The sequence below is a fragment of the Pseudomonas sp. Irchel s3f19 genome, assembly GCF_900187555.1.
GTDB classification, from domain to species: domain Bacteria; phylum Pseudomonadota; class Gammaproteobacteria; order Pseudomonadales; family Pseudomonadaceae; genus Aquipseudomonas; species Aquipseudomonas capeferrum.
Genome location: NZ_FYDW01000006.1, coordinates 234,034 through 260,329, shown reverse-complemented (window position 1 = coordinate 260,329; position 26,296 = coordinate 234,034). Strand labels below are relative to the sequence as shown.

Annotated in this window: 23 protein-coding genes; 7 read left to right on the top strand and 16 right to left on the bottom strand. The window is 62.1% G+C overall.

The features are described 5' to 3' along the window. Nucleotides 1–18: 18 nt before the first annotated feature. Genes CKW22_RS16875 through CKW22_RS16865 form a run of 3 tightly spaced genes read right to left on the bottom strand, consistent with a single transcriptional unit; the run spans nucleotide 19 to nucleotide 2,664 of the window. On the bottom strand, nucleotides 19–1,587 hold the full coding sequence (locus tag CKW22_RS16875; RefSeq protein WP_095064455.1) for a sensor domain-containing diguanylate cyclase: 1,569 nt from the start codon (nucleotides 1,585–1,587) through the stop codon (nucleotides 19–21). A 43-nt stretch (nucleotides 1,588–1,630) separates the two neighbouring features. Then, nucleotides 1,631–2,425, bottom strand: a complete 795-nt coding sequence (gene xth, locus CKW22_RS16870; RefSeq protein WP_033697959.1) for an exodeoxyribonuclease III — start codon at nucleotides 2,423–2,425, stop codon at nucleotides 1,631–1,633. Beyond that, nucleotides 2,422–2,664, bottom strand: coding sequence for a hypothetical protein (locus CKW22_RS16865; RefSeq protein WP_033697960.1), 243 nt, complete (start codon nucleotides 2,662–2,664; stop codon nucleotides 2,422–2,424). The genes xth and CKW22_RS16865 overlap by 4 nt, the downstream gene beginning before the upstream one ends. 169 nt (nucleotides 2,665–2,833) lie before the next feature. Here CKW22_RS16865 and CKW22_RS16860 point away from each other — a divergent pair, with 169 nt between their 5' ends. Both CKW22_RS16860 and CKW22_RS16855 read left to right on the top strand, forming a co-directional pair. After that, entirely contained in the window at nucleotides 2,834–3,334 is a 501-nt protein-coding gene (locus CKW22_RS16860) for a DUF4142 domain-containing protein (protein WP_095064454.1), read from the top strand. 8 nt (nucleotides 3,335–3,342) lie between these two features. Next, nucleotides 3,343–3,594, top strand: coding sequence for a hypothetical protein (locus CKW22_RS16855; RefSeq protein ID WP_033697963.1), 252 nt, complete (start codon nucleotides 3,343–3,345; stop codon nucleotides 3,592–3,594). A 37-nt stretch (nucleotides 3,595–3,631) separates the two neighbouring features. On the opposite strand, the gene CKW22_RS27590 is transcribed toward CKW22_RS16855, so the two are convergent. From CKW22_RS27590 to codB, 5 genes are all read right to left on the bottom strand, one after another. Beyond that, entirely contained in the window at nucleotides 3,632–3,802 is a 171-nt protein-coding gene (locus tag CKW22_RS27590) for a DUF6021 family protein (RefSeq protein ID WP_167334456.1), read from the bottom strand. A gap of 68 nt (nucleotides 3,803–3,870) precedes the next feature. Then, nucleotides 3,871–4,863, bottom strand: coding sequence for a DNA-binding protein (locus tag CKW22_RS16850; protein ID WP_095064453.1), 993 nt, complete (start codon nucleotides 4,861–4,863; stop codon nucleotides 3,871–3,873). Between the two features lie 246 nt (nucleotides 4,864–5,109). Next, on the bottom strand, nucleotides 5,110–6,351 hold the full coding sequence (gene codA / locus CKW22_RS16845; protein ID WP_033697965.1) for a cytosine deaminase: 1,242 nt from the start codon (nucleotides 6,349–6,351) through the stop codon (nucleotides 5,110–5,112). A 4-nt stretch (nucleotides 6,352–6,355) separates the two neighbouring features. Continuing rightward, nucleotides 6,356–7,573 carry a PucR family transcriptional regulator gene (locus CKW22_RS16840; protein ID WP_047583208.1) on the bottom strand — a complete coding sequence of 406 codons (1,218 nt, stop codon included), beginning with the start codon at nucleotides 7,571–7,573 and terminating at the stop codon, nucleotides 6,356–6,358. Further along, the gene (gene codB, locus CKW22_RS16835; protein WP_095064452.1) at nucleotides 7,570–8,835 is read right to left on the bottom strand and encodes a cytosine permease; all 1,266 of its coding nucleotides are present in this window, start codon (nucleotides 8,833–8,835) and stop codon (nucleotides 7,570–7,572) included. The genes CKW22_RS16840 and codB overlap by 4 nt, the downstream gene beginning before the upstream one ends. Nucleotides 8,836–9,155: 320 nt before the next feature. On the opposite strand from codB, the gene CKW22_RS16830 reads away from it, so the two are divergent. After that, nucleotides 9,156–10,121, top strand: coding sequence for an endonuclease (locus tag CKW22_RS16830; protein ID WP_095064451.1), 966 nt, complete (start codon nucleotides 9,156–9,158; stop codon nucleotides 10,119–10,121). Nucleotides 10,122–10,139: 18 nt separating this feature from the next. Here the strand turns inward: CKW22_RS16830 and CKW22_RS16825 are convergent, their stop codons facing one another. From CKW22_RS16825 to CKW22_RS16790, 8 genes are all read right to left on the bottom strand, one after another. Continuing rightward, a complete protein-coding gene (locus CKW22_RS16825) occupies nucleotides 10,140–11,114 on the bottom strand; it encodes a D-glycerate dehydrogenase (RefSeq protein ID WP_095064450.1) in 975 nt (324 codons plus the stop codon). After that, nucleotides 11,111–12,418, bottom strand: a complete 1,308-nt coding sequence (locus CKW22_RS16820; RefSeq protein ID WP_033697970.1) for an MFS transporter — start codon at nucleotides 12,416–12,418, stop codon at nucleotides 11,111–11,113. Before CKW22_RS16820 ends, CKW22_RS16825 begins: the two co-directional genes overlap by 4 nt. A gap of 63 nt (nucleotides 12,419–12,481) precedes the next feature. Continuing rightward, complete coding sequence (locus CKW22_RS16815) at nucleotides 12,482–13,432, bottom strand: sugar kinase (protein WP_033697971.1); 951 nt, start codon at nucleotides 13,430–13,432, stop codon at nucleotides 12,482–12,484. Further along, nucleotides 13,425–14,198: an AP endonuclease gene (locus CKW22_RS16810; protein ID WP_095064449.1), complete on the bottom strand. Its 774-nt coding sequence runs from the start codon at nucleotides 14,196–14,198 to the stop codon at nucleotides 13,425–13,427. Before CKW22_RS16810 ends, CKW22_RS16815 begins: the two co-directional genes overlap by 8 nt. Before the next feature lie 64 nt (nucleotides 14,199–14,262). Continuing rightward, a complete protein-coding gene (locus tag CKW22_RS16805) occupies nucleotides 14,263–15,285 on the bottom strand; it encodes a LacI family DNA-binding transcriptional regulator (protein ID WP_033697973.1) in 1,023 nt (340 codons plus the stop codon). A gap of 136 nt (nucleotides 15,286–15,421) precedes the next feature. Continuing rightward, nucleotides 15,422–16,705, bottom strand: coding sequence for a c-type cytochrome (locus CKW22_RS16800; RefSeq protein ID WP_371856431.1), 1,284 nt, complete (start codon nucleotides 16,703–16,705; stop codon nucleotides 15,422–15,424). A 21-nt stretch (nucleotides 16,706–16,726) separates the two neighbouring features. Beyond that, nucleotides 16,727–18,511, bottom strand: a complete 1,785-nt coding sequence (locus tag CKW22_RS16795) for a GMC family oxidoreductase (protein WP_033697975.1) — start codon at nucleotides 18,509–18,511, stop codon at nucleotides 16,727–16,729. A gap of 3 nt (nucleotides 18,512–18,514) precedes the next feature. Beyond that, nucleotides 18,515–19,255 (bottom strand): gluconate 2-dehydrogenase subunit 3 family protein, encoded by a 741-nt coding sequence (locus CKW22_RS16790; protein ID WP_033697976.1) that lies wholly within the window; start codon nucleotides 19,253–19,255, stop codon nucleotides 18,515–18,517. Between the two features lie 417 nt (nucleotides 19,256–19,672). Here CKW22_RS16790 and CKW22_RS16785 point away from each other — a divergent pair, with 417 nt between their 5' ends. The 4 genes from CKW22_RS16785 to CKW22_RS16770 form a co-directional block, all read left to right on the top strand. Continuing rightward, nucleotides 19,673–21,847, top strand: a complete 2,175-nt coding sequence (locus CKW22_RS16785) for a type VI secretion system Vgr family protein (RefSeq protein WP_095064447.1) — start codon at nucleotides 19,673–19,675, stop codon at nucleotides 21,845–21,847. Continuing rightward, nucleotides 21,847–22,725, top strand: a complete 879-nt coding sequence (locus CKW22_RS16780) for a DUF4123 domain-containing protein (RefSeq protein WP_095064446.1) — start codon at nucleotides 21,847–21,849, stop codon at nucleotides 22,723–22,725. The genes CKW22_RS16785 and CKW22_RS16780 overlap by 1 nt, the downstream gene beginning before the upstream one ends. A 9-nt stretch (nucleotides 22,726–22,734) precedes the next feature. Next, a complete protein-coding gene (locus tag CKW22_RS16775; protein WP_095064445.1) occupies nucleotides 22,735–25,398 on the top strand; it encodes a T6SS effector BTH_I2691 family protein in 2,664 nt (887 codons plus the stop codon). Further along, nucleotides 25,398–26,296: DUF6708 domain-containing protein (locus tag CKW22_RS16770; RefSeq protein ID WP_095064486.1), on the top strand; the 899-nt coding region annotated here is incomplete at its 3' end. The genes CKW22_RS16775 and CKW22_RS16770, both read left to right, overlap by 1 nt.

Sequence of the window (26,296 nt, the reverse complement as noted above, 5' to 3'; positions counted from 1 at the left end):
CCTTGCTGTCATGTCAGTTCAGGGGTCTACACCTGCCGCCACGCTATCCGCCAGGCAGTAACGGTCCCGGCCCTGCCGCTTGGCCTGATACAACGCCCCGTCCGCCGCCGCCATCAGGCGTTCGGCGGTGATCGTGTCGCGGGCCAGGTCGCCGATCGCAATCCCAGCGCTGAACGACACGCGCCCCAATGGGCTGCCGCCATGCTCGATCACATGCCGGCGCAGCAACTGCTGCAGCGCCTGAACGACCAATTCGGCGCCCGGCCCATCAGTGTCGGGCATCAGCAGCGTGAACTCCTCGCCGCCGTAGCGCACCGCCAAGTCCGCCGGGCGCCTCAATGCCTGTTGCAACAGCTCGGCGAAACGCTGCAGGCACTGATCCCCGGCAAGGTGCCCATAACGGTCGTTGTAAGCCTTGAAGTAGTCCAGGTCGAGCATCACCAGCGCCACCGAGTGCCCCTGCCGGCGTGCCCGCCGTAGCTCCGGTGCGAGCACCGCATCCAGCCGCCGACGATTGCCAAGCCCGGTCAGGCTGTCGGTCAGCGCCAGTGAGCGCAAAGTCTGGTGCGCCTGGTGCAGCGCACGCTCGATGACAATGCGCTCGCGCAGCTGGCGCAAGACAACCCCGCCAAACGCCGCCAACCCCACCAACAGCAGCAGCAAGGCAGCCACCGACTTGATCGCATCGTGCCGCCACGGTGCCACGATGGACTCCCGGGAAAGCCCGGCTTCGACCACCAGCGGGTAACTCGACAGGGCCCGGTAGGCATACAGCCGTGGCGTGCCATCCACTACCGCCACCGCCTCGGCCACCCCTTCGCTGGCATAGGGCAAGTGGTTGCGAAAGATATCGCTGTTGGCCAGTGTCCGCCCCACCATCCTGGAAACGAACGGCCGCCGAACCAGAATGGTGCCGTCGCGCTTGGCCAGTACCAGCGCGCCACGCTCGTCGATCTTGAAATCGCCGTAGTAGCGCACGAACCAGTCCACCTTGATGGTGCCCAGCAATACCCCGGCAAAACGCCCATCGCCATACTCCAGGCGCCGGGAGATGGGGATGATCAGGTCGCCCGTCGAGCGGCTGCGCACCACCGAGCCGATGCGTACCTGGTGATCGGCATGGGTGCGGTGATAAACGAAATAGTCGCGGTCGGCATTGTTGGCATTGGGCGGTATGGCCGCCTGGTCGGTGACCAGCCAGTTGCCATCGGGGCCATACACGAACAGCCCATGCAACTGCGGCATCAGCGCCTTTTGCTGGGCCAGCAAGGCATGCAGCCGCGGGCGGTCCATATGCTCGAAGCCGTCACCTTCCAGGCGTTCGGCCAAGGATGCGGTCACTACATCCACCTGGCGTATGGCGTCTTCGGCATGTTGGGCCGTGGCGCGGGCGAGGTTGGTCACCATGTTCTCGGCGTTGCTGTAGGCATGGCGGTAGTCGCGCCAGATGCGCCAGCCCTCCACCACCACGAAAGCCAACATCACCACTACCATGAACGCCAGGACCAGGCGGAACAGCCCCACGGCACGGCCCTCGCTGGTTACCGCGAGGTGCCCTTCATCATCCTGTTGCCTGGCTGCGCACATTCTATTCCCTTGCGATCCCGCGTTCGCCGCTTATCACTATAGTTCAGCGCCGCTTGCGTGACGCCAGTTCGATCCACACCGGGGCATGGTCGCTGGCCTTGGGTTCGTTGCGCACCCAGGCATCTACCCCGGCGGCCTTGAGGTAAGGCGCAAGTTCCGGGTTGAGCAGCAGATGGTCGATACGCAACCCGGCATTACGCTGCCAGTGGTTACGAAAGTAGTCCCAGAAGGTATAGACCCGCTCGTCCGGGTGCAAATGGCGTAGCGCATCGGTCCAGCCCTGGCTTAGCAAGCGCTGGTAGCAGTCTCGGGACTCAGGCTGCAGCAGCGCGTCCTTGAGCCAGGAGCGCGGGTTATAGATGTCGAAATCGGTGGGCACGACGTTGAAGTCTCCCGCCAGCAACACCGGGTGCTCACTCGCGCGCAAGCGGGCTGCATGTTCGATCAGGCATTCGAACCAGCGCAGCTTGTAGTCGAACTTTGGCCCGGGTTGCGGGTTGCCGTTGGGCAGGTACAGGCAGCCGATGACCAGCCCTTGCACGGCGGCCTCCAGGTAGCGGCTCTGCTCATCCACCTCCATGCCTGGGAGGCCGCGGCGCACTTCCAGCGGCTCGCTGTCACGGGCGAGAATGGCAACGCCGTTCCACGAAGGTTGCCCCTGATACAAACAGCCGTAACCCACGGCTTCGAGCGCGTCGCGGGGGAACTGCTGATCGGGCGCTTTCAGCTCCTGCAGGCAGGCGATGTCAGGCTTTTCTCGCTCCAGCCAGGCAATCAAAGCCGGTAGCCGACTGCGAATACCGTTGATATTGAAGGTGGCGATCTTCAGCGCTTTCATGCGTCCGGGTCTTCCACATGCGCCCGCACCGCATCTGCGAGCGCGTTGATGTGCGCCTGGTCGGCCATCGCCTTGAGTTGCAACCAGTCATCCCAGTCGATGGCGCCATCGTCGCGCAGGGCTTCGGCCGTGCGCACCAGCTCATGATGGTAGGCGTCCGGCGACTCGCGCCGGTAACTGACATCGTCATACTGGGCGTACCAGGCCTCAAGCTCGGGGATGCTGCGGTCAATGCTCATGTGCGTGGCTCCTCGCTGCCTGCTTTGAATGTGTGAGCCCTGCCCTCGCTCAACGTTCAACCTTGCTGGCGAGGTGAGCGCCAGTCGGGAAAAACTTTAAACCTTTAGCGCCTGCGCATGCTCAACCGTACGCGACACTGAAGTCGCGCCAACGGTTAAGGAGTGAAGCATGAGCAGTCTGTTCATCAAGCGCGTGGGGCTATCCATGGCGCTGGGCCTGGCGTCGGTGCATGCAATGGCAGCGAGTTCCGATGATTTCGTCGACGCGGCGACCGAAGCGGGCATCGCCGAAGTGGTAACGGGCAACCTGGCCAAGGAGAAAAGCCAGAATGCCGACATCAAAGCGTTCGCCCAGCAGATGGTCACCGACCATACCCAGGCCAACCAGAAACTCGGCGACATTGCCCGCAAGCTGGACATTTCGGTGCCCGATGAGGCGGCACTGACCGACAAGGTCAAGAAGGTGATCCTGGAATGGCGTGAAGAATCCTTCGACAAGTCCTACATCAACAACCAGGTCGACGCCCATGAAAAGGCCGTCGAACTGTTCAAGAAAGAAGCCGCATCGTCCGACAAGGCTGAGCTGAAGGCATTCGCCAGCGACACACTGCCTAAACTCGAACAGCACCTGGAGCATGCCAAGGCGCTTCAGGCCAAACACGGCAAGTGAGGCCAGACATGACTAATGATGCATTGCGCGCTGAAGTGTTGACCCGTCTGCTGCACGCCCACCCTGAGGGGCTGGGCAAGGAAGTGCTGGACAACTACCGGGGTGAAAAAGTGGTAGCCGGCATGCTCAAGACGCTTCAGGACGACGGATTGATTCACGACGGCAGCGTCGCTGTCGATGGCAACCACCAGGTCAGCCTGCACTACCCGATCAAGCTGTCCTCTTCGGGCGTGGAAGCCGCTAAGCAATCGCAAGGCTAACCACGGTGAATGCGGGGCCGCTCGGCGGCCCCGTAGCTCACTGGTCTTTCTCGACGTCCCGGGGCGCGATGGCCGGGCCTTGCGGGTCTACCTGGGGGTCTTCCAGGTCTGGCGAGTCGGGGTCAAAACCCAAGTCTTCCTTTTTATCCGCGTGATCGGACGAGTGAGGCCCCTTCTCCGGGGTTTGCTTTGGTCCTGGCGTATGCATGGCACTGTCTCCTGTGAAGGTCTACGGAAGAAAGCACCCGCCCGAGGAAGTTTGATTTATCTAAGGGCTTATTTGGCTTGGGTGTGTTCACTCAATTGCGTGTGGCAGGTCTTCAGCGCCTCATCGCGCTCCAGTAGCTCAGCCTCCAGATGCTGCACCTGGCGCACCTGTTCGGCGTGCTGCTCGCGCTTGGCGTCAAGCAACTGCGTTTGCACGTCCAGTTGCCGGCGCATCTCCTCACTGGCGCCTTGGGCCTGGGCCAGGATCGTGCGCAAGCCCTGGATCTGCGCGTCACGCTGCTCCAGCAGTTCGTCACGCGCCTTGCGGTCGTTGCTGGCCTGCCGGTGTTCGCCCAACAAGCGCTCGTTATCGCGGTGCAGTCTGGTCAGTTCATCCTGCTTGACGATCATGCCCTGCTGCAGTTGGCGTATTTCTACTTGCAGTTGCTGCAGCTGCGCCTCGTGGCGGCGTTGCTCCTGCTCGCGCTGCTCACGGCTAGCGCTGCGGTAATGCTCCAGCGCATCGCGGGCGTGGCGATGCTTGTCTTCCAGTGAGCGCACCTGCTCTTCCTTGTCGCCCAGGCGCACCTGCAACTCGCCCAATGCCTGGTTGAGGCTGGCGCTGCGCAGTTGTTCTGCCTGCAAAGTGCTCTGGGTCGAAAGCAGTTTTTCCGACTCGGCGGCCAGTGCAGCGGCCTGTATCTGCTGTTGCTGGTGGCCCGCAGCCAGGGCCTGCTGGGCCAGCTGCAACTGCCCTTCAAGCTGCTCGCGCTGCTGGGTGAAAACAGCTTCGGCCTCTTCGATGCGCGCGTCCGCTTCTTCCTGCAGTTGGCTGGCCAACTGCCCGACAAAGCGCCCAAGCGTCTCGCTCAACCCTGCGGGCCCTGCCTTAGCCACGGCCTGCTGCTCGTTGAGCTCTTTCAGGTAGCGGTGAATGGTGCTTTTCGAGCCCGTATTCCCCAGCTCGATGCGTACTGCATCGATGCTGGGGTTCTCGCCACGGGCGATCAGAGCCTGACGCGCCTGCTGCACCACCACCTTGTTGATACCGCCCCGGGCCATGCTTGCTCCTACGATTTTGTACCATGGTACGTAACATGTAATTACATGCCAATTTTGACTGCGCGGCGAGGGTATTTCAAGTACTAAATCACATGGAATAATCACGGCTTATCGCATGTGAGGCGCTGGAAATGACAATTTCGAGTGGGAAACGCGTACGGCAGTCGTCGAGTAGCGTCACGCAGAATGCAAAACGCCCCGCCAGGCCAAAGCCTGCGGGGCGTTCGATTGAAGCCTGTAGCGGGGTCAGGCCAAGCGTTCGACCTGCGAAGGCGTACGCCGCATCAGCACCTTGCCATTGCGCACCGACACCAGCGCGTACCCTTGGCTGCGGACCATCTCGTAATCATCCGGCGCCGACAGCAACAGCAGGTTCGCTGGCCGCCCGACCTCGATGCCATAGCGATCCCCCAGGTTGAGCGTACGTGCACTGTTGTCGGTGATCAGGTCCAGGCAGCGTTGCAAGTCTTCATAGCCGAGCATGTGGCAGATGTGCAGCCCGGCCTCGAGGATGCGCAGGATGTTGCCATTGCCCAGCGGGTACCACGGGTCAACGATGGAGTCCTGGCCAAAACACACGTTCATGCCCGCCCGGTCGATTTCCGCCACGCGCGTTACCCCGCGGCGCTTGGGGTAGCTGTCGAAGCGCCCTTGCAGGTGAATGCTCTCGGTCGGGCACGACACAAAGTTGATGCCCGACATCTTGAGCAAACGGAACAGCTTGTAGCAGTAGGCGTTGTCGTAAGAGCCCATCGCCACGGTGTGGCTGGCCGTGACCCGGGCGCCCATGCCCCGCACGCGGGCCTCCTCGGCCAGCACTTCGAGGAAGCGCGACTGCGGGTCGTCGGTTTCGTCGCAGTGCACATCCACCAGGCAGCCGGTGCGCTCGGCCAGGTCCATCAGGAATTTGACCGACGACACGCCCTGGTCGCGGGTGTTCTCGAAATGCGGAATACCACCGACCACATCGGCGCCGATGGCAACTGCTTCGGTCATCAGCGCCCGGCCGTTGGCGTACGACTCGATGCCTTCCTGGGGGAAGGCGACGATTTGCAGGTCGACCAGGTGGCGCACCTCTTCACGCACCTCGACCATGGCCTTGAGCGCGGTGAGCTTGGGGTCGGTGACGTCGACATGGGTGCGTACGTGCTGAATGCCGTGGTCGACCAACATGCCGATGGTCTTGGTGGCGCGGGTCTTGATGTCTTCGTGGGTGGTGATTTCCTTGCGTTCGGCCCAGCGCTCGATGCCTTCGAACAAGGTGCCACTCATGTTCCACTTCGGCTGGCCGGCAGTGAGGGTGGCGTCGAGGTGGATGTGCGGCTCGACGAAGGGGGCTACCACCAGGTTCTGCCCGGCATCCAGGTCATCGCTGGCCCCTGGTGCCACCGTACCGCTCTGGGGCTGGATACTGGCGATGCGGTCGCCGTTCAGTTCGATGCGAAACAAGCCAGCCTTGCCCCGCAGGCGTGCATTGATGATGTTCATGGCGTTACTCCTTGCCTTGGGCTTCGGTCATGCGCCAAACCAGCATGGCCACCGAAGCGTTCATACGAAAAAGCGGATCGTCCAGGGACTGGCCACTCAGTTGTTCGATGCGTTGAATGCGTTGGTTGATGGTATTACGGTGCAGCCCCAAGCGCTGGGCGGCCTTCAGCCCATTGCCATTCTCCTTGAGCAGGGCGTCGAGGGTATGCACCAGGGTATTGGGATGCTTGCGGCCCGGCGCGATCAACGGCCCAAGTGTCTGGGCGACGAAATCGTCGATCAACGAGCGATCGACGATACCTTGCAGCAGGCGCAGTACACCCAGTTCGCTGAAGTCGCAAAAGCCGTTGGCCGGGCGCAGGTTTTGCGCCACCTCCAAGGCCTGACGCGCCTCGTTGAGTGCATGGCGGTAGTGGGCACACTCCTCGGCACGGCTCGACAGGCCCATGTACAGGCCCAACTCCCCGGCCACAGCGACCAATTGCCGGTACAGCGCGGCCAGCGTGGCTGGCAGGCCGGCAGCGTCCGGCAGCAACAGCACGAAAAGGTCACCCGGCAAGTGCGCGGTCACGGTGCCCGGCCTACCACGGCTCCACGCTTCCAACTGGTCTTCCAGGGCCTGGCGAACGCCTTGCCACACCCGCTCCCCCTGGGCCAGCCCATGGCGCTCGAACAAGCCATCGACGCCCGACAAGCGCAGCGCCAGCAGACGCCGCGGCTCGTCCAGCGCCAGTGCCAGGTGGGCCGCGCGTTGCCGGGCGATCGCCAGGCTTGGATAGTCACCGGTCAACAGCTGGCCCAGGATATCGTTGCGCGAACGCCGCACCTGGGTCATTTGTACCAGCGCCGTCCCGATCAGGTGGGTGACCACCACCATCTTCAGCGCATAAGGCTGCTCGATCAACGGCAAGCCCAGTTGCTCGGCACGCGTGAGCACGTTGGCCGGGATACCCTGGATGTACGTACCACCGGTAAGGATAACCAGGCCCGCGATGCCCACGGCCTCGCCGTCCTCCACCAGGCTCAGCAGGTTGGCCTCGCCACGCGGGTGGTTGATGCCCGTAACGAACACCAGCTCGCCGCCCATCACCCACTCGGCGATGCCTTCGTTCTCGGCTACATAAGGCCAGCGCACCCGCCGCTGCAGGTTGCGCGCGCCAGCGCGCACGGTCATCTCCTGCAGGCCGGGCAGGTGCAGAATTTCATCCAGTGCCAGACTCACGGCTCGACACCCGCCTCGCCTACCACCCGGCGCCGCCCGCTCAGTTCAAGCATGACGATGTAACACAGCGCCGAAGCAGCAATGCCCACCAGCGGCGCGACCCAGGGCGAGGCATACGCCAATACCGCACCTACGGCATAAGCAAAAAGCCCCACCCGGTTGTAACGCGGCAGGGCCGTTGCGCCCAGCGCCGGATACTGGCCGCGGTGGCGGTACCAGAAGTCGGCCATGATTACACCGCCCACCGGCGGAATCACCGAGCCCAGCAGCACCAGGAACGGGATCAGCATTTCGTACATGCCGCCGATGGCCAGCATGATCCCCACCCCGGCCGCGACCAGTGTCGCGGTGCGCCGGCGCTCGCTGCGCAGCAGGTGGCAGGCCGCTGCCGACACGTTGTAGAGGGTCGGGCCCTGAATCGTCCACAGGTTCAGGCACAACATCACCACCGCCGCGAATGACAGGCCTTGCAGCATCATCACCTCGACGATGTCGGCCTGCTGATACACCATCGCGCACCAGGCCCCGGCGACCACCATCAGGCCATTGCCCAGCAGAAACGCAACGATGCTGGCCACCACTGCCACCCGCCCGCTGCGCGCCAGGCGCGTCCAGTTGGTGGCTTGGGTGGCGCCACTGGCGAAGGTGCCGAATACCATGGTCACGGCCGCCGAGAAAGTCATGGTTTCGTGCGGCACCACCGCGGCCAGGCCGGCAAACCCACCGGCATCGCGGGTGGCGATGTACATCGACACCAGCAGCAGCGCGAACATCAATGGCACCGAAACCCGTGATAGCACGTCCAGCCCTTTGAAACCGATGATGGCCGTGATACTGAAGCCCAAGCCGAACAGCACCATCAAGGGCACGGCAAAGCCCCCTGCCAGTCCCAACAGCTTGACCAGCACGATTGCCACCGTGGCCGTGCCCCAGGCGTACCAGCCGAGCTCAGCGAAACCCAGCAGAAAATCCGAAAGCCGGCTGCCCGCCTCACCAAAGCAGAAGCGGCCCATCAGCACGGTGTTGAGGCCGCTGCGTGACGCGATGAACGCCAGGGTGGCGGCATACAAAGCCAATAACGTGTTGCCGACCGTGGCCACCCACAGCATGTCGGCAAAGTTGAAGGCCATGCCCAGCTTGCCACCGGCGAACATCGTACCGGTGAAGAATGTGAAGCTGAACAACACCATGGCAATGGGCAACAGGCCCTTGCGGGAAGCGCGCGGGGCTTCGCAAAGCGGGAATTCGGTAGGTGAGCTCATTGCACGGGGCTCCGGGTGGTAGTTGGAGCAGGTAGAGCAATATGCGGGCCGCTTTCACAGCAGGTGGCAACCCTCGAAATGGGTGGCGAACGGCACAGCATAAGATGTGCACTGTGCCTATTAAAGCAGGGCGCATCCGAACAGGGTGTGTGCTTGATGCCTTGATTTGATGCAGCTACGCACCAAAGGTGAACAATACTGGGTAGTTTTTACCCAGCCCGGCGGCGTTGCCCAGGCGGCTTCATACAGCCTAGTAAAATCAGTTACTTAGGTTTTTTTTGATTACAATGCGTGCCCGTCTCTGAAATCTGCTTTCCCCCATGAAAAAACTGCTCTACGCCGTATCCCTGTTGCTCGCCGTCAACCTCCCCGCCTTCGCCAACCCGCCTTCGACCTTCACCGAAGCCAAGGTCGTCGCCAAACAGAAGATCTACCTGGACCAGGCAAGCAGCGCCATGGGTGACCTGTATTGCGGTTGCAAATGGACCTGGGTGGGCAAGTCGGGTGGGCGCATCGACGCCGCCTCCTGCGGATACGAGACCCGCAAGCAGCAAAACCGCGCCGAGCGTACCGAGTGGGAACACATCGTGCCCGCCTATACCTTCGGTAATCAGCGCCAGTGCTGGAAGAACGGCGGTCGCGAGCATTGTGTCGATGACGACCCGGTCTTCCGCGCCATGGAAGCCGACCTGTTCAACCTGTACCCGGCCGTGGGCGAGGTCAACGGTGACCGCAGCAACTTCAACTACGGCATGGTTGCCGGCAACGCCGGCCAATATGGCCAATGCCCGACCAAGGTCGATTTCGTACAGCGTGCTGCCGAACCCCGTGACGAAGTCAAAGGCCTGGTTGCCCGCACTACGTTCTACATGTTCGACCGCTACAAGCTGAGCATGTCGCGCCAGCAGCAACAACTGCTGATGGCCTGGGACAAGCAGCACCCCGTCTCGGCCTGGGAGCAGGAGCGCAACCGGCGCATCGCCGCCATCATGGGGCACGCCAACCCGTTCGTGACCGGCGAGCGCAAATGGACAGCCGACTACAAGCCCGTTGGCAGCGGCGTTGTGCAAGCCCTGCCGGCCAAGCCCGGGAAGGACGCGGCCAAGCCCAGCCTGGCCAGCAGCGCAGCGACCGGCGCAGTGCTCGGCAACCGCAACAGCCATGTCTATCACCTGGCCAATGGTTGCCCGGGTTACACCCAGGTGGCCTCGAAGAACCAAGTGATGTTCGGCTCCGAAGGCGAGGCGCAGGCTGCGGGCTATCGCAAGGCTGGCAACTGCCGGTAACGGCCGCGCCCTGTCGGGTCAGCGCCTGGGCGTTTCGTTCACCAGGTTCGCCGGGCGTTCACCGGCCAGCGCGCTGAGCAGGTTGTCTACGGCGCAGCGCGCCATGGCCTCGCGGGTATCATGCGTCGCCGAGCCGATATGCGGGGTCGCCACCACGTTGTCCAGTAGCAATAGGGGCGAATCGTTCGGCAAGGGTTCCTGAACGAACACGTCCAAGCCCGCGCCACGGATACGCTTTTCACGCAAGGCCGCGATCAGCGCGGCTTCGTCCACCACCCGCCCCCGTGCAATGTTCACCAGAAACGCCTGCGGCTTCATCAGTGCCAACTCGCGGGTGCCGATCAGGCCCTCGGTGCTGGTACTCAGCGGTACGGTCAGGCACACGAAATCCGCCTGTTGCAACAGATCGTCCAGGCTGCAATGGCGCGCGTCGTAAAGCGCCTCCACCTCTGGCTTGGGGCGTGGGCTGTGGTAGAGCACGCGCATCCCGAAGCCGGCCGCACCGCGCCGCGCCAGCGCTTGGCCAATGCGCCCCATGCCGACGATGCCTAAGGTCTTGCCATGCACGTCGCTGCCAAAATGCGCCGGCCCGAGGCTGGCCTGCCACTGGCCGTCACGCACCCAGCCCGCCAGCTCCACCACCCGACGCGCACTGGCCAGGATCAGGGCAAAGCCAGTATCGGCGGTGGTTTCGGTGAGTACGTCTGGGGTGTTGGTCAGCATGATGCCGCGCCGGGTCAGGTCGGCAATGTCGTAGTTGTCGACCCCCACCGACACACTGGCGATCACCTTCAATTGCGGGGCCAGGTCGAGCAGGTTGCTGTCCAGGCGCAGGCTCGCGCCCAGCAGCCCCTGAGCGCCGGGTAAGGCATCACGCAGGCGGGCCAGGCCGTCCGGCCGCGTGGTATCCACCCAGGTCACTTCAACCTGTTGTTGCAGGCGCGCCATGAGGTCGTCGGACAGGCGTTTGTACAGCACGATTCGCTTTTTCATACCAGGGTTTCCTGTTGGCTCATTGCCAGGTGGGAGCCGCCCCGTTTGGCACGGCCAGGCGTTTGGGTTGTTTTCAGCGCTGCCGTGAGCGCGACGGCGGTCAGCAACGCGCCGCACATAAACAGATAAGAGGCGCCCGGCCCGCCGGTGGCGCCATTGAGGTAACCCACCAGCCAAGAGCCGCCGAAGGAACCCAGCGCGCCCATGCTGTTGATCAGCGCCATGGCGCCACCGGCAACGTTGCTGGGGAGGATTTCCGGGACAATAGCGAAGAACGGGCCATAGGGCGCGTACATGCAGGCCCCGGCGATCACCAGCAGTGCGTAGGACCACCAGAAGTGCTCGCTGCCCAAGGCATACGAGCCATAGAAGGCCAGCGCCGCGATCAGCAAGGGTGGCCAGACGAAACGCTTGCGCTTCTGCAAGCGGTCCGAAGCCCAGGACACCCCGACCATGGCCAGCACCGCTGCCAGATACGGCACCGACGACAGCCAGCCCGCCTGCACGATGTCGACGTTCGCCGCCTGCTTCAGAATCGAGGGCAGCCAGAGCACGAAGCCATAAACCCCGATGCTCCAGCAGAAGTACTGCATCGACAGGATGATCACCTGCGGCGAACGGAACGCCTCGCGGTAGTTTTTCACAGGTTTTATGCCCTGCTGTTCCGCTGCCAGGGCTTGCTCCAGGCTGGCCTTTTCCTGCGCGCTCAACCAGTTGACCTGGGCTGGCCGGTCATCCACCAGGCGCCACCAGAAGAACGCCCAGATCACCGCCGGCAGGCCTTCGATGATGAACATCCAGCGCCAGTCGTAGTGTTTGATGAGGTAGCCCGACACCACCGACATCCACAGGATGGTCACCGGGTTGCCGAGCATCAGGAAGGTGTTGGCCCGCGAGCGTTCGGCGCGGGTGAACCAGTGGCAGAGGTACACCAGCATCGCCGGCATTACTGCGGCTTCCACCACCCCGAGCAGGAAGCGGATGCCGATCAGCATGTACACATTGCTGATCATGCCCGTCAGGGTAGCCAGGCCGCCCCAGAGGATCAGGCTGACGAAGATCAGCTTCTTCACGCTGCGTTTTTCGGCGTAGATGGCGCCGGGTACCTGGAAGAAGAAGTAACCGAGGAAGAACAGCGCCCCCAGCAGCGACGACAGCACCGGGGTGATCTTCAGGTCGTCGGCCATGCCGGAAGCGGCGGCGAACCCATAGTTTGCGCGGTCGAGGTACGCCAGGCTGTAGGTGACGAACACGATCGGGATGATGTACCACCAGCGGCGGCGCGCGAGACTTGTCGTTTGCATGATGTGTGCTCCTGAGCTTTTTGTTTTTGTTGCAACAGGTACCAAGGGTTCGGGATCAGGCCGTCAGGCGCGCCTGCGCAGGTCGTGCTCCTCCAGTTCGCGGCGCAGCGGCAAGCCTTCCATATCGCCGCGCGACTGCACGGCGCGGCTGCCACACCAGTTGCCGCGTGCCACCGCCTGCGGCAGTTCGCGGCCTTCGAGCAAGGCACTGAGTACACCGACGGCAAAGGCGTCACCGGCGCCGACGGTGTCCACCACCTTGGCCACCGGCACCGCAGCCACCTGGCCCTCGCATCTGCCGGTGCGAAAATAGGCGCCCTCATCACCCAGTTTGATCACCACCAGCTCCACCCCTTTGTCGAGGTAGAACGCGGCGATGTCCGCCGGGGTGTGCTGGCCAGTCAGCAGGCGCCCCTCCTCCAGGCCGGGCAGCACCCAGTCGGCCTTGACAGCCAGGGCGTTGATCTCGCGGACCATGCACGTGCGGTCTGGCCACAGCGAGGGGCGCAGGTTGGGGTCGAACGAAATGCTGCGCCCGGCCGCGCGCATGGCGTCCACCAGCGCGTGGGACAACGCCCTGCACCCGGTCGAAAGCGCCAAGGGGATGCCGGTGGCGTGCAGATGCCGGGCCTGCAGCCAATGCGGGCGGACCTGGTTCGGCGATAGCAGGCTGGCAGCGGAGTGGCCGCGGAAGTACTCCACGGCGGGGTCGCTGCCATCCTCGCAGCGGGCCTTGAGCTGAAAGCCGGTGGGGTGTTTGCAGTCGACTTCGACATCAGTGCAGTCCAGCCCTTCGCGGCGCAGGCTGTCGAGAACGAAGCGGCCCAGCGAGTCGTTGCCGACGCGGCTCAACCAGCGGACCTTGAAGCCGAGGCGCGACAGGCCGATGGCCACGTTGCTGTCGGCCCCAGCGATACGCTTGCCGAACTGCCCGACCTGCGCCAGGTCGCCGGTCTGCTCGGCCACGAACATGGCCATGGTCTCGCCAAAGCACAGCACGTCATGCTCATGCATGGCTCACCTCCTCGCCCAGTTTGGACAGGGCGGCGACCTGAGCACGGGTCAATGTCAGCAAATCGTCGCTGACCAAGGGGTATTCCACCGCACGCACCACACCGGGCGTGAACTCGCCCAGCAAGGCCTCCCAGGCCTGCAGGTCTTCAACGTGCGGGGGCACTGCGGCCAGCCGGCCGTCAGGCTTGCGTTCGACCGCCTTGCAGTGCACATAACGCACCCAGCGCCCAAGCGTGCGGGCCGCTTGCTGCGCCGATTGCGCTTGCCATTGCCAGTTACCGATGTCGAAGGTCATGCCCAGCGCCAGGCCAAGGTCGTCGGCGCGCTGGAAGAACCGGCGCATCGGCTCGATGCGCCCGCCCTGCTCGGTCTGGTCGTTTTCGACCAACAACACAGGGCCGTCGTGAGGTATCAGCGTTGCCAACGCCCCCACATCGCAGCGGTCGTTGTAGTGCCCCAGGGACACCTTCAACGCGACCGCGCCTAGTGCGCGCGCCAACGCCAGTTTCTGTGTCAGCCGGGCATCGGGCAGGCCTTGCTCGGTCCACAGTTCAAGGGGTGTCGAGTAAAGGCATTCGAGCTTTGACGCGGCGATGGCGTTGGCCAGCGCGGCGGTGTCCGGCGCACTGTCGAACAGCTCTTCGCGAAATTCGACACGGGCAACGCCTGCGGCGGCGAGCAAGCCCAGAAAGTGCGCCTGACCGCGCTGGCGTACCAAGGTGGCGCCGTAGCTGGAAAGACTGATGGAAACGGGGTTCGAGCGCATTGTTATTGTCCTTATGAAACCGGTTTCATTTTTCGACACGGCCTAACCGCCACGTGCCTGTGGTTCATTCGCGTGAGTGTGTTGAGCCTCGGATGATCAGGTCGGCTTTGAAGTCGATACGTCGGGGTGCCGCGCTTTCGCCGCGCAGACGGTCGAGCAGGCAGTTGAAGGCGGCCACGCCGATTCGCTCGGTGGGCTGGGCCAATGCGGTGATGCCGCTACCGACCAAGGGGTACCAGTCCAGTTCGTCGAGGGCGATCAGGCCGACGTCCTCGAACAAGCTGCAACCCGAGTCGTGCAGGGCGCGGGTAACGGCCAGCGTGGCCACGCCGTTGCAGGTGAAGATGGCCTGCGGGCCATGGCCGCTGGCCGCAAGAAACGAAGCCAGGCCGGCTCCCAGGCCTGGGGTGACTTCCAGCACCTGGTGGCGCATCCCTGAACGCCGGCTGATGGACGCACCGAACGCCTGCACCCGCTCAACACGCGAGCTGGTGCCGTCGAGGGGTTCGGTGACTGCCAGAATGTCGCGGTAGCCCTGCGCCTGCAGGTGGTCCAGGGCTTGTTCGACGGCATCGGCATTGTCCAGGCCGACCAGGTCGACCTTGAGCTCCGGCAATTGGCGGTCGACGAGGACCATGGGGATTTCGCGCTGCAGGTTGAGCAGTTCGCCGGGATGATGGCCGAGGGTGTTCACGATCAACCCCTCGACGTTGTAAGACTGCAGGGCCACCAGGTGATGGCGCTCCTGCTCGTCGTCGCGGTTGGTGTTGCACACCACCAGGCTGTAGCCGTGCTGGCGGCAGGCGGTTTCGACGCCATGCATCACCGCCACCGAATAAGGGTTGAGGATGTCCGCCACCAACATGCCGATCAGCCGGGTCTGCCCGCGCTTCAGGCCCCTGGCCATCTGGTTGGGGCGATAGCCGAGGCGCTCGATGACCTCTGCCAGGCGCTTGGCGGTGGCCTCGGCCAGCAACTGGCGATCACCCCCGATGTAGCGCGAGACGGTGGCTTTGGATACGCCGGCGACACGGGCTACTTCGCTGATGGTCACCCGCTCACGGGTATTGGCAAGCATGTCGGTCATCGGTGTCCCTTGTGATTATTGTCGGTGACGGTATGAAACCGGTTTCAATACATCAAAACCGGCGCATTTAGTCATCTACCGTTCGTCGGGATTTACCTTGACCAAAGCGTAAGGGGCGCAGAGCGCCCCCTGAGGGTTAATGGGTTGTCACCTGCCCAAGGTCATCCCCCGACGTATGCTTCATGTCATCGGTCCGCAACTTGGCGACCTCGCCCGCCTTCACCGCCCCACCTTGGTTCCCCCAGCTGGTGCGTATGAAACTGACCACATCCGCCACTTCCTGGTCACTCAACCGCCAACCGAACGCCGGCATGGTCAAGTTCGACGGGGCCGTGTGTGTGGCAGGCACCGTGCCGCCGGCCAGTACCACATGGATCAGCGAGGTCGCATCGGCCGTCTGCACCACCGGGTTGCCGGCCAATGCCGGGAATACCCGGGTATAGCCGTGGCCATCGGTACGGTGGCAGGCCGCGCAGTTATCGATGTACACCGACGCGCCGGGCTTGCTGTCATCGCCGTTCCAAAGCGCTTGTGCGACCTGCTTGTCATACACATGCGGCTTGTCGTCAGGATTGCTCGCGGGCAACGTCTTGAGGTAACGGGCAATGGCGGTGAGGTCTGCGTCGCTCATGTACTGCATGCTGTGCTCGACCACATCGCTCATGCCGCCGAACACGGCGCTGCGCTCGCTTCGGCCAGTCTTGAGGAACTGCACCAGTTGCGCTTCGCTCCAGCTGCCCAGGCCATCCTTGTGGTCGCCGCGAAGGCTCTTGGCGATCCAGCCCTCAAGCGGGGCGCTACCTGCCAGAAACTGCTCGCCATCCTGCGGGCTCAGCGCCTTTTCCTGCATAGTCAAGGCGCGCGGGGTATGGCAGGCACCGCAGTGGCCAAGCCCCTCGACCAGGTAGGCGCCGCGATTGACCACCGGGTCGGCAGCCGCCGAGGCCTGCCAGGCTTTCACTTCTGGGGCGAACAACCCGCGCCAGATCGCCAACGGCCAACGCATGCTCAACGGCCATGGAATATCCGTCGCCTTATTGGGCTGGGCAACCGGCTCGACGCCTTGCATGAAGTAGGCATACAGCGCACGCATGTCTTCATCGTTGACGCGCGCATACGAGGGGTACGGCATGGCGGGGTACAAGGTGCTGCCGTCCTTGCCGACGCCATGGCGCACGGCCTGGTCGAAGTCTTCAAAACTGTAATGGCCGATACCGCTGGCGTCAGGCGTGATATTGGTCGAGTACACTGTGCCGATGGGTGTTTCCATGGGCAGCCCGCCTGCGAACGGCTTGCCGCCTTTGGCCGTGTGGCAGGCCACGCAGTCACCTGCGCGCGCCAGGTATTCGCCCTGCTTGATCAGCGTACTGTCGGCCTGAGCCATCAGGCTTGCAGCGCACAGGGCCGTTGCGATCAACATTGTCTTCATGCTCATCGCTCCTCAAGCCTGAACCAGTGGGCCAGGGTTTTTCAGGTACTGCTCGCGGATCGCGCGGGCAGACCAATACGTCAGGGCCGCCACCAGCCCGGTCGGGTTGTAACCCAACCCCTGCGGGAACGCAGACGCCCCCGGGACGAAGACGTTGGGCACGTCCCAGCTCTGCAGGTAACGGTTCAGTGCGCTGGTCTTGGGGTCGGTGCCCATGATCGCGCCGCCGTTGAGGTGAGTGGTCTGGTAGCTGGCGGTGTTGAAGTGTTCCTTGACCTTTTTGCCCAGCACGGCAATGGACTTGGGGTTCATCGCCTGGGCGACCTTGCTGAGTTTGTCGACCATGAACTGGTTCATCTTGATGTCGTTTTCCTGCCAGTCGAAGGTCATGCGCAGCAACGGTTGGCCGAAGGCATCGCGGTAGGTTGGGTCCAGGTCCAGGTAGTTGCCCCGGTACGACTGGTGCGCGCCATGTGCGTCCATTGACACCTGGTGGGTGTAGTAGTCGGCGGTGGCCTTTTTCCAGGCGCTGCCCCAGGCGGGCGTGCCGGGCGGGTTGGCGATGCCGGCGATCGGGCGGCTGCCGGCCTGGTTCACCCACATGGGCGAGCCGCCGACGAAACCATATGGCCCGTGGTCGAAGTTATCTGCGTTGAAGTCATCGATCGCAATGCCGTTGCCACCGGCGCCGATGAAGTTGTTGGTGTAGGTGTCCTTGTCGAAGAACGCCTTGACCGTGCCCATGTTCTGGTAGGCGAAGTTGCGCCCGACCACGCCTTCGTTCTTGACCGGGTCGTACGGTTTGCCGATGCCCGATAGCAGCATCAGGCGCACGTTGTTGAACTGGAAGGCCGCGAGGATGACCAGGTCCGCCGGCTGCTCCACTTCCCGCCCTTGCGCGTCGATGTAGGTCACGCCGGTGGCGTTGCGCTTGCTGTCGTCCAGGTTCACCCGCAACACATGGGCGTTGGCGCGCAGCTCGAAATTCGGTACCTGGCGCAGCGCCGGCAGGATGTTCACGTTGGGCGAGGCCTTGGAGTACATGTAGCAGACGTAGCCACTGCAGAAACCGCAGAAATTGCACGGCCCCATCTGCGCCCCGTAGGGGTTGGTGTAGGGCCCGGAGGTATTGGCCGAAGGCAGGTTGTACGGTTTGTAGCCCAGGCTGGTCGCGGCCTTTTCAAACAGTTTTGCCGACACCACGTTCTTCTGTGCGGGCAGCGGGAACGGGCTGGAGCGATCAGCGGCATAGGGGTTGCCGCCCTTCCCCGCGCCGACCACCGTACCGTTGACGGTCCAGGCCTGGCCCGAGGTGCCGAAGACCTTCTCGGCAAAGTCGAAGTACGGCTCAAGCTCCTGATACGTGACGCCGAAGTCCTGAATGGTCATGTCTTCGGGGATGAACGCCTTGCCGTAGCGTTCTTCGTAGTGGCTGCGCATGCGCAGCTCGATCGGGTCTACCCGAAAATGCACACCAGACCAGTGCAGGCCCGCGCCGCCTACGCCCTTGCCTGGCAAGAACGCGCCCAGCTGGCGGTTGGGCAACGCGACATCGTTGACGCTGTGGCGGATGGTGACGGTCTCTTTCGACACATCGACGAACAGCTTCTTGCGCACGCTGTAGGTGAGTTCATCGATCACCTGCGGGTAGCTGCCCTCGGGGTAGGTATCCTGCATCGGGCCACGTTCCAGGGCAACGACCTGCAGCCCTGCTTCGGTAAGCTCCTTGGCCATGATCGCGCCGGCCCAGCCGAAACCGACGATCACAGCATCAACTTTCTTCAACACATTCGCCATGGTTCAGGCCCTCTCGCCGCGGATGGACACAGCCGGGAACGGATACGGCTCATTGCGCTCGACCCAGTCCATGAAGTCGGCCCGAGCACCGGGGAAACCGATCTGGGTCCAGCCCACCATGCCTTTGTTGCCGCCGTGAACCGGGTCGCAGAAGAACCCTTCGCGGGTGTTCTGCACCAGCAAGCTGAAAAACAGCTTGGCCGGAAGCGCGTCGAAAACCAGCTCACCGGCTTCCACCTTGGCGAGAATACGGTCCCGGGTAGCGCTATCTTGCGCAGCAAAAACGTGTCCGGAGTTGGCTTTGCACCAGTCATCCACGGCGGCGATGCCCAGGCGATAGATCTGTTGCGGGCTGAGTTGCAACTGATAACCCAACTCTGGGGCGGCGTCGGCATTGAACGGCCCCTGCATGTACCACTGCGCGCCGGTTGCATACGGGGTATTCATCTGGCGGTCGATGAATTCGGCGGCGCCGGCCTCAAGCGCGCCAGGGCCAAGCTCATCGGCGGGGATGATACGGGCAACAGCGGCTTGCAGAAACGCCCACTCCTCGGCGGTAAAAAAGGTCGGCTGGTAGTGCCCCGCCGGCGGCGTGGCAGGCACTTTGGGTGCGTGCTGCGGGGCCGCAAGCAACTGGCTGGCACCCACGCCCAGCCCCGTGCTGGCCACGGTCACGACGGGTATCAAGGTCAAGGTCTTGCGCAGGAAGTCCCTGCGTGGGTTATCGGGGGCATGCTCAGGCATTACGAATCCTCATCGGCTTGGGGGCGGCCTCGATACGAACCGTCTGATGTTCAATGTGGGGGGGATCTTGATAGGCCATCAAGAAGACAGCCGAATAATCTAACGCGTTCAGAAATGTTTTGAAACCGGTTTCATGCTTGACTTTCTGGCCACAGCTAAAGCCCAGCTGCGGGAATCCGTGGCTCGCCAAGGTTTTTCACACCCGGCACTTTAAAGCACCCACCGCCTTCTCTAGCCGCAACCAATAGTTTCCTAGCAAAGTAGAAAACGAAACTTCCTACAACTGTTTAGGACGCTCAATACTCTCCAGTGAACTGATTCCTCGTTAGTGTTCAGGCTCCAGCTAAATGCTTACGTCTGATCGCGCGGGTGGCCCATGCCCTTTGCAGACGCTGCCTGACTTTCGAGGGAATCCGCATGCCCAGCCAGTCCGACTTTTACTTCACCTTCCAGCCGCTGGCTGGTCAGAGTGAATTCGAAGTGGTTTCGTTCGAACTCAACGAAGCGATAAGTACACCCTACCAGCTGAACCTGGAGCTGATCAGCTTCGACGATGAAGTCGATTTCGGCCAACTGCTCGACAAACCTGTGCTGTTTACCATTTGGCGTGGGAAGCGCGCGCTGCGCTACGTGCACGGCCTGGTCAGCACCTTCAGCCAAGGCGACACAGGTTTTTGCCGCACACGTTATCGCGCCTTGGTCGAACCCATGCTGGCGCGCGCCGGGCTGCGCTCCAACTGGCGCATCTTCCAGCAGAAGACCGTGCCGCAAATACTTGAAATCATGCTTAAGCGCCAAGGCATCCTTCATTTCCAGCTGAACAGCAGCGGCGAGCATCAAGTACGCGAGTTCTGCGTGCAAGCCGGTGAAACCGATCTCGCTTTCATCGCCCGCCTGGCTGCCGAAGAAGGGTTCGTCTACCGCTTCGAGCACACGCCGAAGCAACACATGCTGCTCTTCACCGACCGCTTGCTGTGGCTGGGGCAGATCAGCCGTGGTGTCATCCAGCGCGACGACGATGAAGGCTTCGATGACGACGACATCGACCCCAACCAGGTGCTGTACCGCTCCAACCGGGGTGGGGACCAGGCCATGCCTTGCCTGCACCGGTTGCGCTACAGCGAGCAGGTGCGTACTGCGCGCCAGGTGCAACGGGATTACACCTTCACCAACCCGGCCTACCGGCAGGAGCATCGCGCAGAAGCCAGTGACCTGAAACATCAATCTACAGCGTACGAGTACTTCGACTACCCCGGCCGCTACAAGCGTGACGCTGTCGGCGTGCCCTTCACGGCCACCCGGATCACCGCTCTGCGCCATGATGCCCGCATTGCCGAAGTGGAAGGCGATGATGTGCGCCTGCAACCGGGGCTGAGTTTCACCCTGATCGAGCACCCTCGGGACGACTTGAACGTGCACTGGCGTGTGATCAACGTGCACCATGAAGGTACCCAGTTTACCAGCCTGCAGGAGGAAGCCGCGGGCGCCCAGCAAGGTACTCTTTACTCGCAGGCCGCAGTGCTGGTGCCGGGCAGAGCCGAGTGGCGCCCGGCGCCGCTGGCCAAGCCGCGCATCGACGGCCCGCATATGGCAACCGTCGTCGGCCCGCCTGGCGAGGAGATCTATTGCGATTCGTGGGGCCGGGTCAAGGTCAGCTTCCCCTGGGACCGGGAGAGCGAGAACAATGAATTCAGCTCCTGCTGGGTGCGGGTTTCGCAAGGCTGGGCCGGTGGTAGCTGGGGCTCGATGGCCATCCCGCGTATCGGCCAGGACGTGATCATCCAGTATGTCAACGCCGACCCGGACCAGCCGATGATCACCGGCCGTACCTACTGCGGGAATCAGCTTCCGCCCTACGACCTGCCCGAACACAAGACGCGCATGACCATCAAGAGCCAGACCCACAAGGGCGGTGGTTACAACGAGCTGCGCTTCGAAGACGAACTGGGCCGACAAGAAGTGTTCATCCACGCAGAACGGGACCAGAACAACGTTGTAAAGCACAACGAAACCACGCAGGTCGGCAACGATCGCGCCGAACGCGTGGAGCAAGACGAAACGATTTCGATTGGCCGGGACCGCCGGGAAGATGTCGCCCAAGACGAGTCACTCAGCATTGGCCAGAACCGCGTACACGAAATTGGTAATGACGACAGCCTGTCAATCGGCCGAACCCATACCATCGTCACAGGGCAGGACCGGATCGAAAAAGTTGGCAATCACCGCCAGGACTTCACCAAAGCCAACCACACGGTAGAGATCGGTGGCCACCTCGAACAAGTGGTGGCAGGTCATAACCTATTGCAAACCGGGGAAGCCATCCGGCACACCACCAAGGTGTACGACATACAGGTCAGCGAGAGCCTCACAATCAGAAGCCCGGGCGGGCTGCTGCGGATCGATGGGGCCGGTGTGACGTTGGATGGCGTGGCACTCGCGTTCAGAGGGCCGGTCAGCCAGCAGGCAGTGGGCAGCCAACGTACAACGTCGACCGCCGGCATACCGGAGCCCGGCGAGCCCATTTGCCTCAGCTGCATGCTGAAAGCGATCGCGGACGGCCACAACATGATCCGCATGGGGGGCACCCACTGATGCCGAGCCCTTTCGTCAGAGCACTGGTCGAGGTACTGAGAACCTCCGATCGGTATCGCCTGAGCGCCATTGTCGAAATGGCCGATCTTTCACCTCAAACTCGTGAAGAGCTGACCGAGTATTACTCGGGGCGCTGCTGGCCACTGTTGCAGCAAGCTCAATTCAGCAACTTGCGAGCAGTAGGGCCCTGGCTATTCGGTTCGCGCCCTGGTTCTGATGTCTCAGCCCAATACGACTTTCAATGGCAGCTCGAACAAGGCGCAGTGGGTGCGGTATGCGGCTGGATAGTCAGCGCGTTGCCACCTGGCCTGCTCGCCCGACACTTGAGCCAGGCCAACATCGTCACCGGTGCAGATGGCCACGCGTACCTTATGCGCTACCACACCGCTGCAGCCCTTGGCGTGCTGGCTGCACACCGCCAGTTGCCTGGGGTCAGCGAGTGGTTGGCGCCTATCTATCACTGGTGGGCACCCGTGGCGGACCCGCACAAAACACTGTGGTTGAAGATAGCCGGCGGCAACCAAGCGCCACCTGCACAGATCACGCCCATCACGCTGGACGATAACTGCTGGGCTGCATTGGCGGGAGACCCACTGAGCTACCAACTTGCCGAGATACTGAAGGGCGAGCAGTCCTGCCCCACCTTGGCCGCTGCTTGCCACGGCACACGGGTTGGCCTGATCCAGCACTACCTCGATCGGGCACGTGAGCAAGGCCTGGACCGTGAGGAGGACCTCATCACCTATGTACTGATGACGGCGCGCGACGGTGAACATCTGAGCACATCACCGGCCTGGCAGGACGCAATCGCTGCGACACGCGAGCAGCGGACCGCCCTTATCGACAACGTGCAGCAATACCTGCGCACCAAGGCCTGAGGCCCCCCCATGGACTCGCTCACCCAAACGCTCGAACTGTGCAGACGTGTTACAGCCGGCTACCGCCCAGCACTACGTAACAGCCCTGTCGCCGATTGCACACGCCGTTTCGAACTGCTGCCCCTGCGCTATGCCGCTGTCGGCGGCAACTCGGCACAGCGCGCCCGCTTGCCCAAGTTGCCAGGCTACCTCAGCCCCTTTCAGGATGTGGGTGAACTGACCCACTCCAGCTATGCCATCCGCCCGCTGCGCGAAGGCTTTCTCTACCTGCTGATCAAACGCTACAGCGCGCCGGCCTACGAATGGCACAGCCAGTACCGTGTAGCGCCCAATGGCTCACTGCTGTACATCAACGCAGACGCCCCTTGGGAGCCTGCCCCCAGCACAGGCAACCTGGACGAAATCCTGAGCGCCTTCGGTTGGACCATCACCCTCTACGACCTGGACGACATCCAGGAACTGCGCCCGTTGTTCAGCCCCTCCCCACTCACGCCGCGCATGCTCGACAACTACCGCGTGCTGGAAGACGAATATCGCAACAGCCTGCCCTCCATCGATATCGCCCGCTTCATCCAGCCTTCGGATGCACCGCCTCAGCCAAACGTACTCAAGCACGATCAACTGGGCTGGGTGGCTGACTTCAAGGCGCAAGACGATGCACAGCTGCAGGCGCTGCTAGACCTGCAGCCATTCAACAACGACCAGATCGTATCGCCGCATGCCTCACGGCAAGCCCTGGCGCCGCTTATGAATCAAACCAAACCCCGTGGCGCCGCCATCGTGATCGAAGACGCCATCGGCATCACTCAGGAGCTCAATGCCTGGCGCAACGCAGCCGTCGACGAGGTGAAGACGACATGGCTGCAGCGCACCGTGGAACCTGGCGTGGACAACGAGCGCAAATTGCTGGTCGCGCAGTCGTTCCTGGAGATCGAGAAGCTGTACCCACAGATGGTGGCTGAGCAGATCGTCAAGCGTCAGGTCATGGCTGAGACCATCCGAAACCAGCCAGCCACGCCCGTGGAGTTCTATGCGTTTTCCGAACGCGCAAGGCAACAGGCCGATGCGCATGACGAACAGATGAAACCTCATCTCGCGCAGTTCGAGCGCGAAGTCCGCGCCAAGGTCCAGGCCCGTCAGGATGCTGGCGAATTCAGCAAGAAGTTCGACGAGAAATACGGCCATCTGGTCGACCGCCAGGCCATGCACGATCAGCTCGAAGGCTTCGAGCAGGCGATGCAGCAGGCCCAGCAGGCTGCACAGGACCGCGCCAAGGACCATGCCCACTGGGTGACTAGCGAGCGTTTGCTACAAACGCTGGACCGCTACGACAACGCCGACCTGATCAATGGCTTGGCCTTTGCCGAACAGACCGGCCAGTGCGTGATCGGCATGGAGCTCAGCGAACTGGGCACGGCCATCCTTGACCACTGGTGGCGCAGCGATGTGGCGGACCGCTGCAACCTGGCGATGCGCGGCATCACCTATAACCAGGACGACATCCGGGAAGCGCTAGCAGCGTTGCAGGAAGCGGCCAAGGCCGAACCGCCGGCAGAGACATCGTTCGTGTTGCGTGAAGCGCTCGCCCGCCAAGCGCACATCGCGGCGAATGCGTTCGGGCGTATCAATACGCTGTATGAAGAGCTACAGAGCAGGAACAGCACTGCCAGCATCGGTTTGTATGCCTGGTACGTCGCGCTGGGACGGCAGGTGCTGCGTACCGGGTCACCAAACAGCATGGACCGCGCCCTGCACCATGGCCTGCGCCTGACATTGTTTGCCTCGGTGCATGAAGCGACTGTCGACATTCGCCTTGGCGACGCTGCTCGCAGTGGGCAACCACTGAATGCACAGCGCAGCGGTGCTCAGGTTGCACGTTATCTGGATCAGGCCTGGGCTGAAGGACTGATGCAGGCCAACAGCAGTGATTTCTACAAAGTGCGTGTCTCCGGGCTGGTTTGCCTACTGGAAGGAATGCTGATGGCATTCAAGGCACGAGAGCTGCCCGACAGTGATGCGCGGGTGAAGACCGAGCTTCTGGCAGCGGCCATGACCACGGCTGCGGCCGGGTTTGAAGTTGGCGCTAGTTATGTGGATCAAGTGGTGGTGAGGTATGGCGCGAATAGCGTGACCGGGAGAGGCGCTGCGGCGACGTTGGGGAGATTGAAGCTTTGGGGGGCTGGGTTGGCTGGGATAGGAGGCTTCGTGTTGGCTTGGTGGGATTTTGCGGATGCTAATAAGCATTTCCGTGAAGCGCAGGGTAAAGCGTCAAGCGTTCAATCCCAAAAACTGGGTTACGCATACCGTACCCGAGGAGCCGCAACCATAGTACTGGCGTTGGCAGAAGCTGGAACAGCTATAGCATTAGCAAAACCCTTCTTCGACTATTTGTCCCTGAATAACCAGAACAAGACTCTACGGATTATTGGGCGCTCATTAGGGGGTGTTGCTTCACGACTAGGCACGCAGGCTGCACGCCTACTCCTGGCACGATTAGTTTTAGGCACTTTCTGGCTGGGCTTGATCCTGACTGTATTAATCTACATATTTGAAGACGACGCATTGGAAAAGTGGTGCAAGCGGAGCAGCTACCGCTTAGAGAAAAACACCAAATCATATGATGAGCAGGAAGAGCTAGCAGCGTTGTACTCAGCATTCAGCGAGGCCCTGTAATGTATATAATTGAATGGGGCTTGTGGCAAATGGCCATAGAGTCGGACGTCGCACGCAAGAAATTTGATGCCGAAAGAAGTGCGTCGGATAAACGTGCGGATAGGGATTTTTATGAGGGCGACTTCGAGAAAGAAACACACTTTCGGTCTGTCAGCGAAGCGCCAAAAGTGCGGGGGCCAGTCTTTACGCTCAACGATACCTATATGGAAATGCGTTGCGGGGGCTCAGAAGAAAAACGCGGACTAATTACATTGATGACCTTAGGGGGTTTGATTCCGATATTGTATACCGGGGTCACGATGACGCTTAGCTCAATTCATCTAAATATATTCTCACCTTACGACACCTCACCCCTAGACATTATACTTGCTTTACTTATGAGCCTGATGGATGGCGCAATCATTTACTTCTACATAAGGTACGGCTTGCAATTTACACGCCTGGAAATGTTGACCAGCCGCCACTTACTTATTCGCTTCAATCGGAAAACTCAGCAAGTTCATCTTCATCGACCGCCTTCATGTGGGGGCATCGTAACATTTCCTTGGAGAACAACCGGAAGCACAGGTCTTGATCCAGAAGACGACTCGCTCAGCGTGGGAATGAGACTTGGCCTGATCTGGCACCCCATCCATACCGGCCTTCCCCACATGGAAATGGCCCTACTCGGCAAACAAGGCCAAGGCGGCAGTGAACTCCGTGATGAATGGGAATTCATCCGCCGCTACATGGAAGAAGGCCCGCACGCCGTCCCCCGCCCCCGCCTGAGCACCCAGCTACCTTCGCCCATTCAGGCATTCAGCGCCCAGTTCGAAGGCCTTGGCCGTTTCTTCCGCAATAGCAGTTGGCTGTTCAAACTTGCAATGCTCATGGTCTGGCCCGCTTTCGTCATCATCGG

Coding starts and splice junctions, on each gene's coding strand:
- CKW22_RS16775 (WP_095064445.1), top strand. CDS start 22,735: ATGGACTCGCTCACCCAAACGCTCGAACTGTGCAGACGTGTTACAGCC.
- codA (WP_033697965.1), bottom strand. CDS start 6,351: ATGAACATCATCAATGCACGCCTGCGGGGCAAGGCTGGCTTGTTTCGC.
- CKW22_RS16855 (WP_033697963.1), top strand. CDS start 3,343: ATGACTAATGATGCATTGCGCGCTGAAGTGTTGACCCGTCTGCTGCAC.
- CKW22_RS16830 (WP_095064451.1), top strand. CDS start 9,156: ATGAAAAAACTGCTCTACGCCGTATCCCTGTTGCTCGCCGTCAACCTC.
- CKW22_RS16805 (WP_033697973.1), bottom strand. CDS start 15,285: ATGACCGACATGCTTGCCAATACCCGTGAGCGGGTGACCATCAGCGAA.
- CKW22_RS16790 (WP_033697976.1), bottom strand. CDS start 19,255: ATGCCTGAGCATGCCCCCGATAACCCACGCAGGGACTTCCTGCGCAAG.
- CKW22_RS16785 (WP_095064447.1), top strand. CDS start 19,673: ATGCCCAGCCAGTCCGACTTTTACTTCACCTTCCAGCCGCTGGCTGGT.
- codB (WP_095064452.1), bottom strand. CDS start 8,835: ATGAGCTCACCTACCGAATTCCCGCTTTGCGAAGCCCCGCGCGCTTCC.
- CKW22_RS27590 (WP_167334456.1), bottom strand. CDS start 3,802: ATGCATACGCCAGGACCAAAGCAAACCCCGGAGAAGGGGCCTCACTCG.
- CKW22_RS16800 (WP_371856431.1), bottom strand. CDS start 16,705: ATGTTGATCGCAACGGCCCTGTGCGCTGCAAGCCTGATGGCTCAGGCC.
- CKW22_RS16795 (WP_033697975.1), bottom strand. CDS start 18,511: ATGGCGAATGTGTTGAAGAAAGTTGATGCTGTGATCGTCGGTTTCGGC.
- CKW22_RS16815 (WP_033697971.1), bottom strand. CDS start 13,432: ATGCATGAGCATGACGTGCTGTGCTTTGGCGAGACCATGGCCATGTTC.
- xth (WP_033697959.1), bottom strand. CDS start 2,425: ATGAAAGCGCTGAAGATCGCCACCTTCAATATCAACGGTATTCGCAGT.
- CKW22_RS16780 (WP_095064446.1), top strand. CDS start 21,847: ATGCCGAGCCCTTTCGTCAGAGCACTGGTCGAGGTACTGAGAACCTCC.
- CKW22_RS16865 (WP_033697960.1), bottom strand. CDS start 2,664: ATGAGCATTGACCGCAGCATCCCCGAGCTTGAGGCCTGGTACGCCCAG.
- CKW22_RS16850 (WP_095064453.1), bottom strand. CDS start 4,863: ATGGCCCGGGGCGGTATCAACAAGGTGGTGGTGCAGCAGGCGCGTCAG.
- CKW22_RS16825 (WP_095064450.1), bottom strand. CDS start 11,114: ATGAAAAAGCGAATCGTGCTGTACAAACGCCTGTCCGACGACCTCATG.
- CKW22_RS16810 (WP_095064449.1), bottom strand. CDS start 14,198: ATGCGCTCGAACCCCGTTTCCATCAGTCTTTCCAGCTACGGCGCCACC.
- CKW22_RS16860 (WP_095064454.1), top strand. CDS start 2,834: ATGAGCAGTCTGTTCATCAAGCGCGTGGGGCTATCCATGGCGCTGGGC.
- CKW22_RS16875 (WP_095064455.1), bottom strand. CDS start 1,587: ATGTGCGCAGCCAGGCAACAGGATGATGAAGGGCACCTCGCGGTAACC.
- CKW22_RS16820 (WP_033697970.1), bottom strand. CDS start 12,418: ATGCAAACGACAAGTCTCGCGCGCCGCCGCTGGTGGTACATCATCCCG.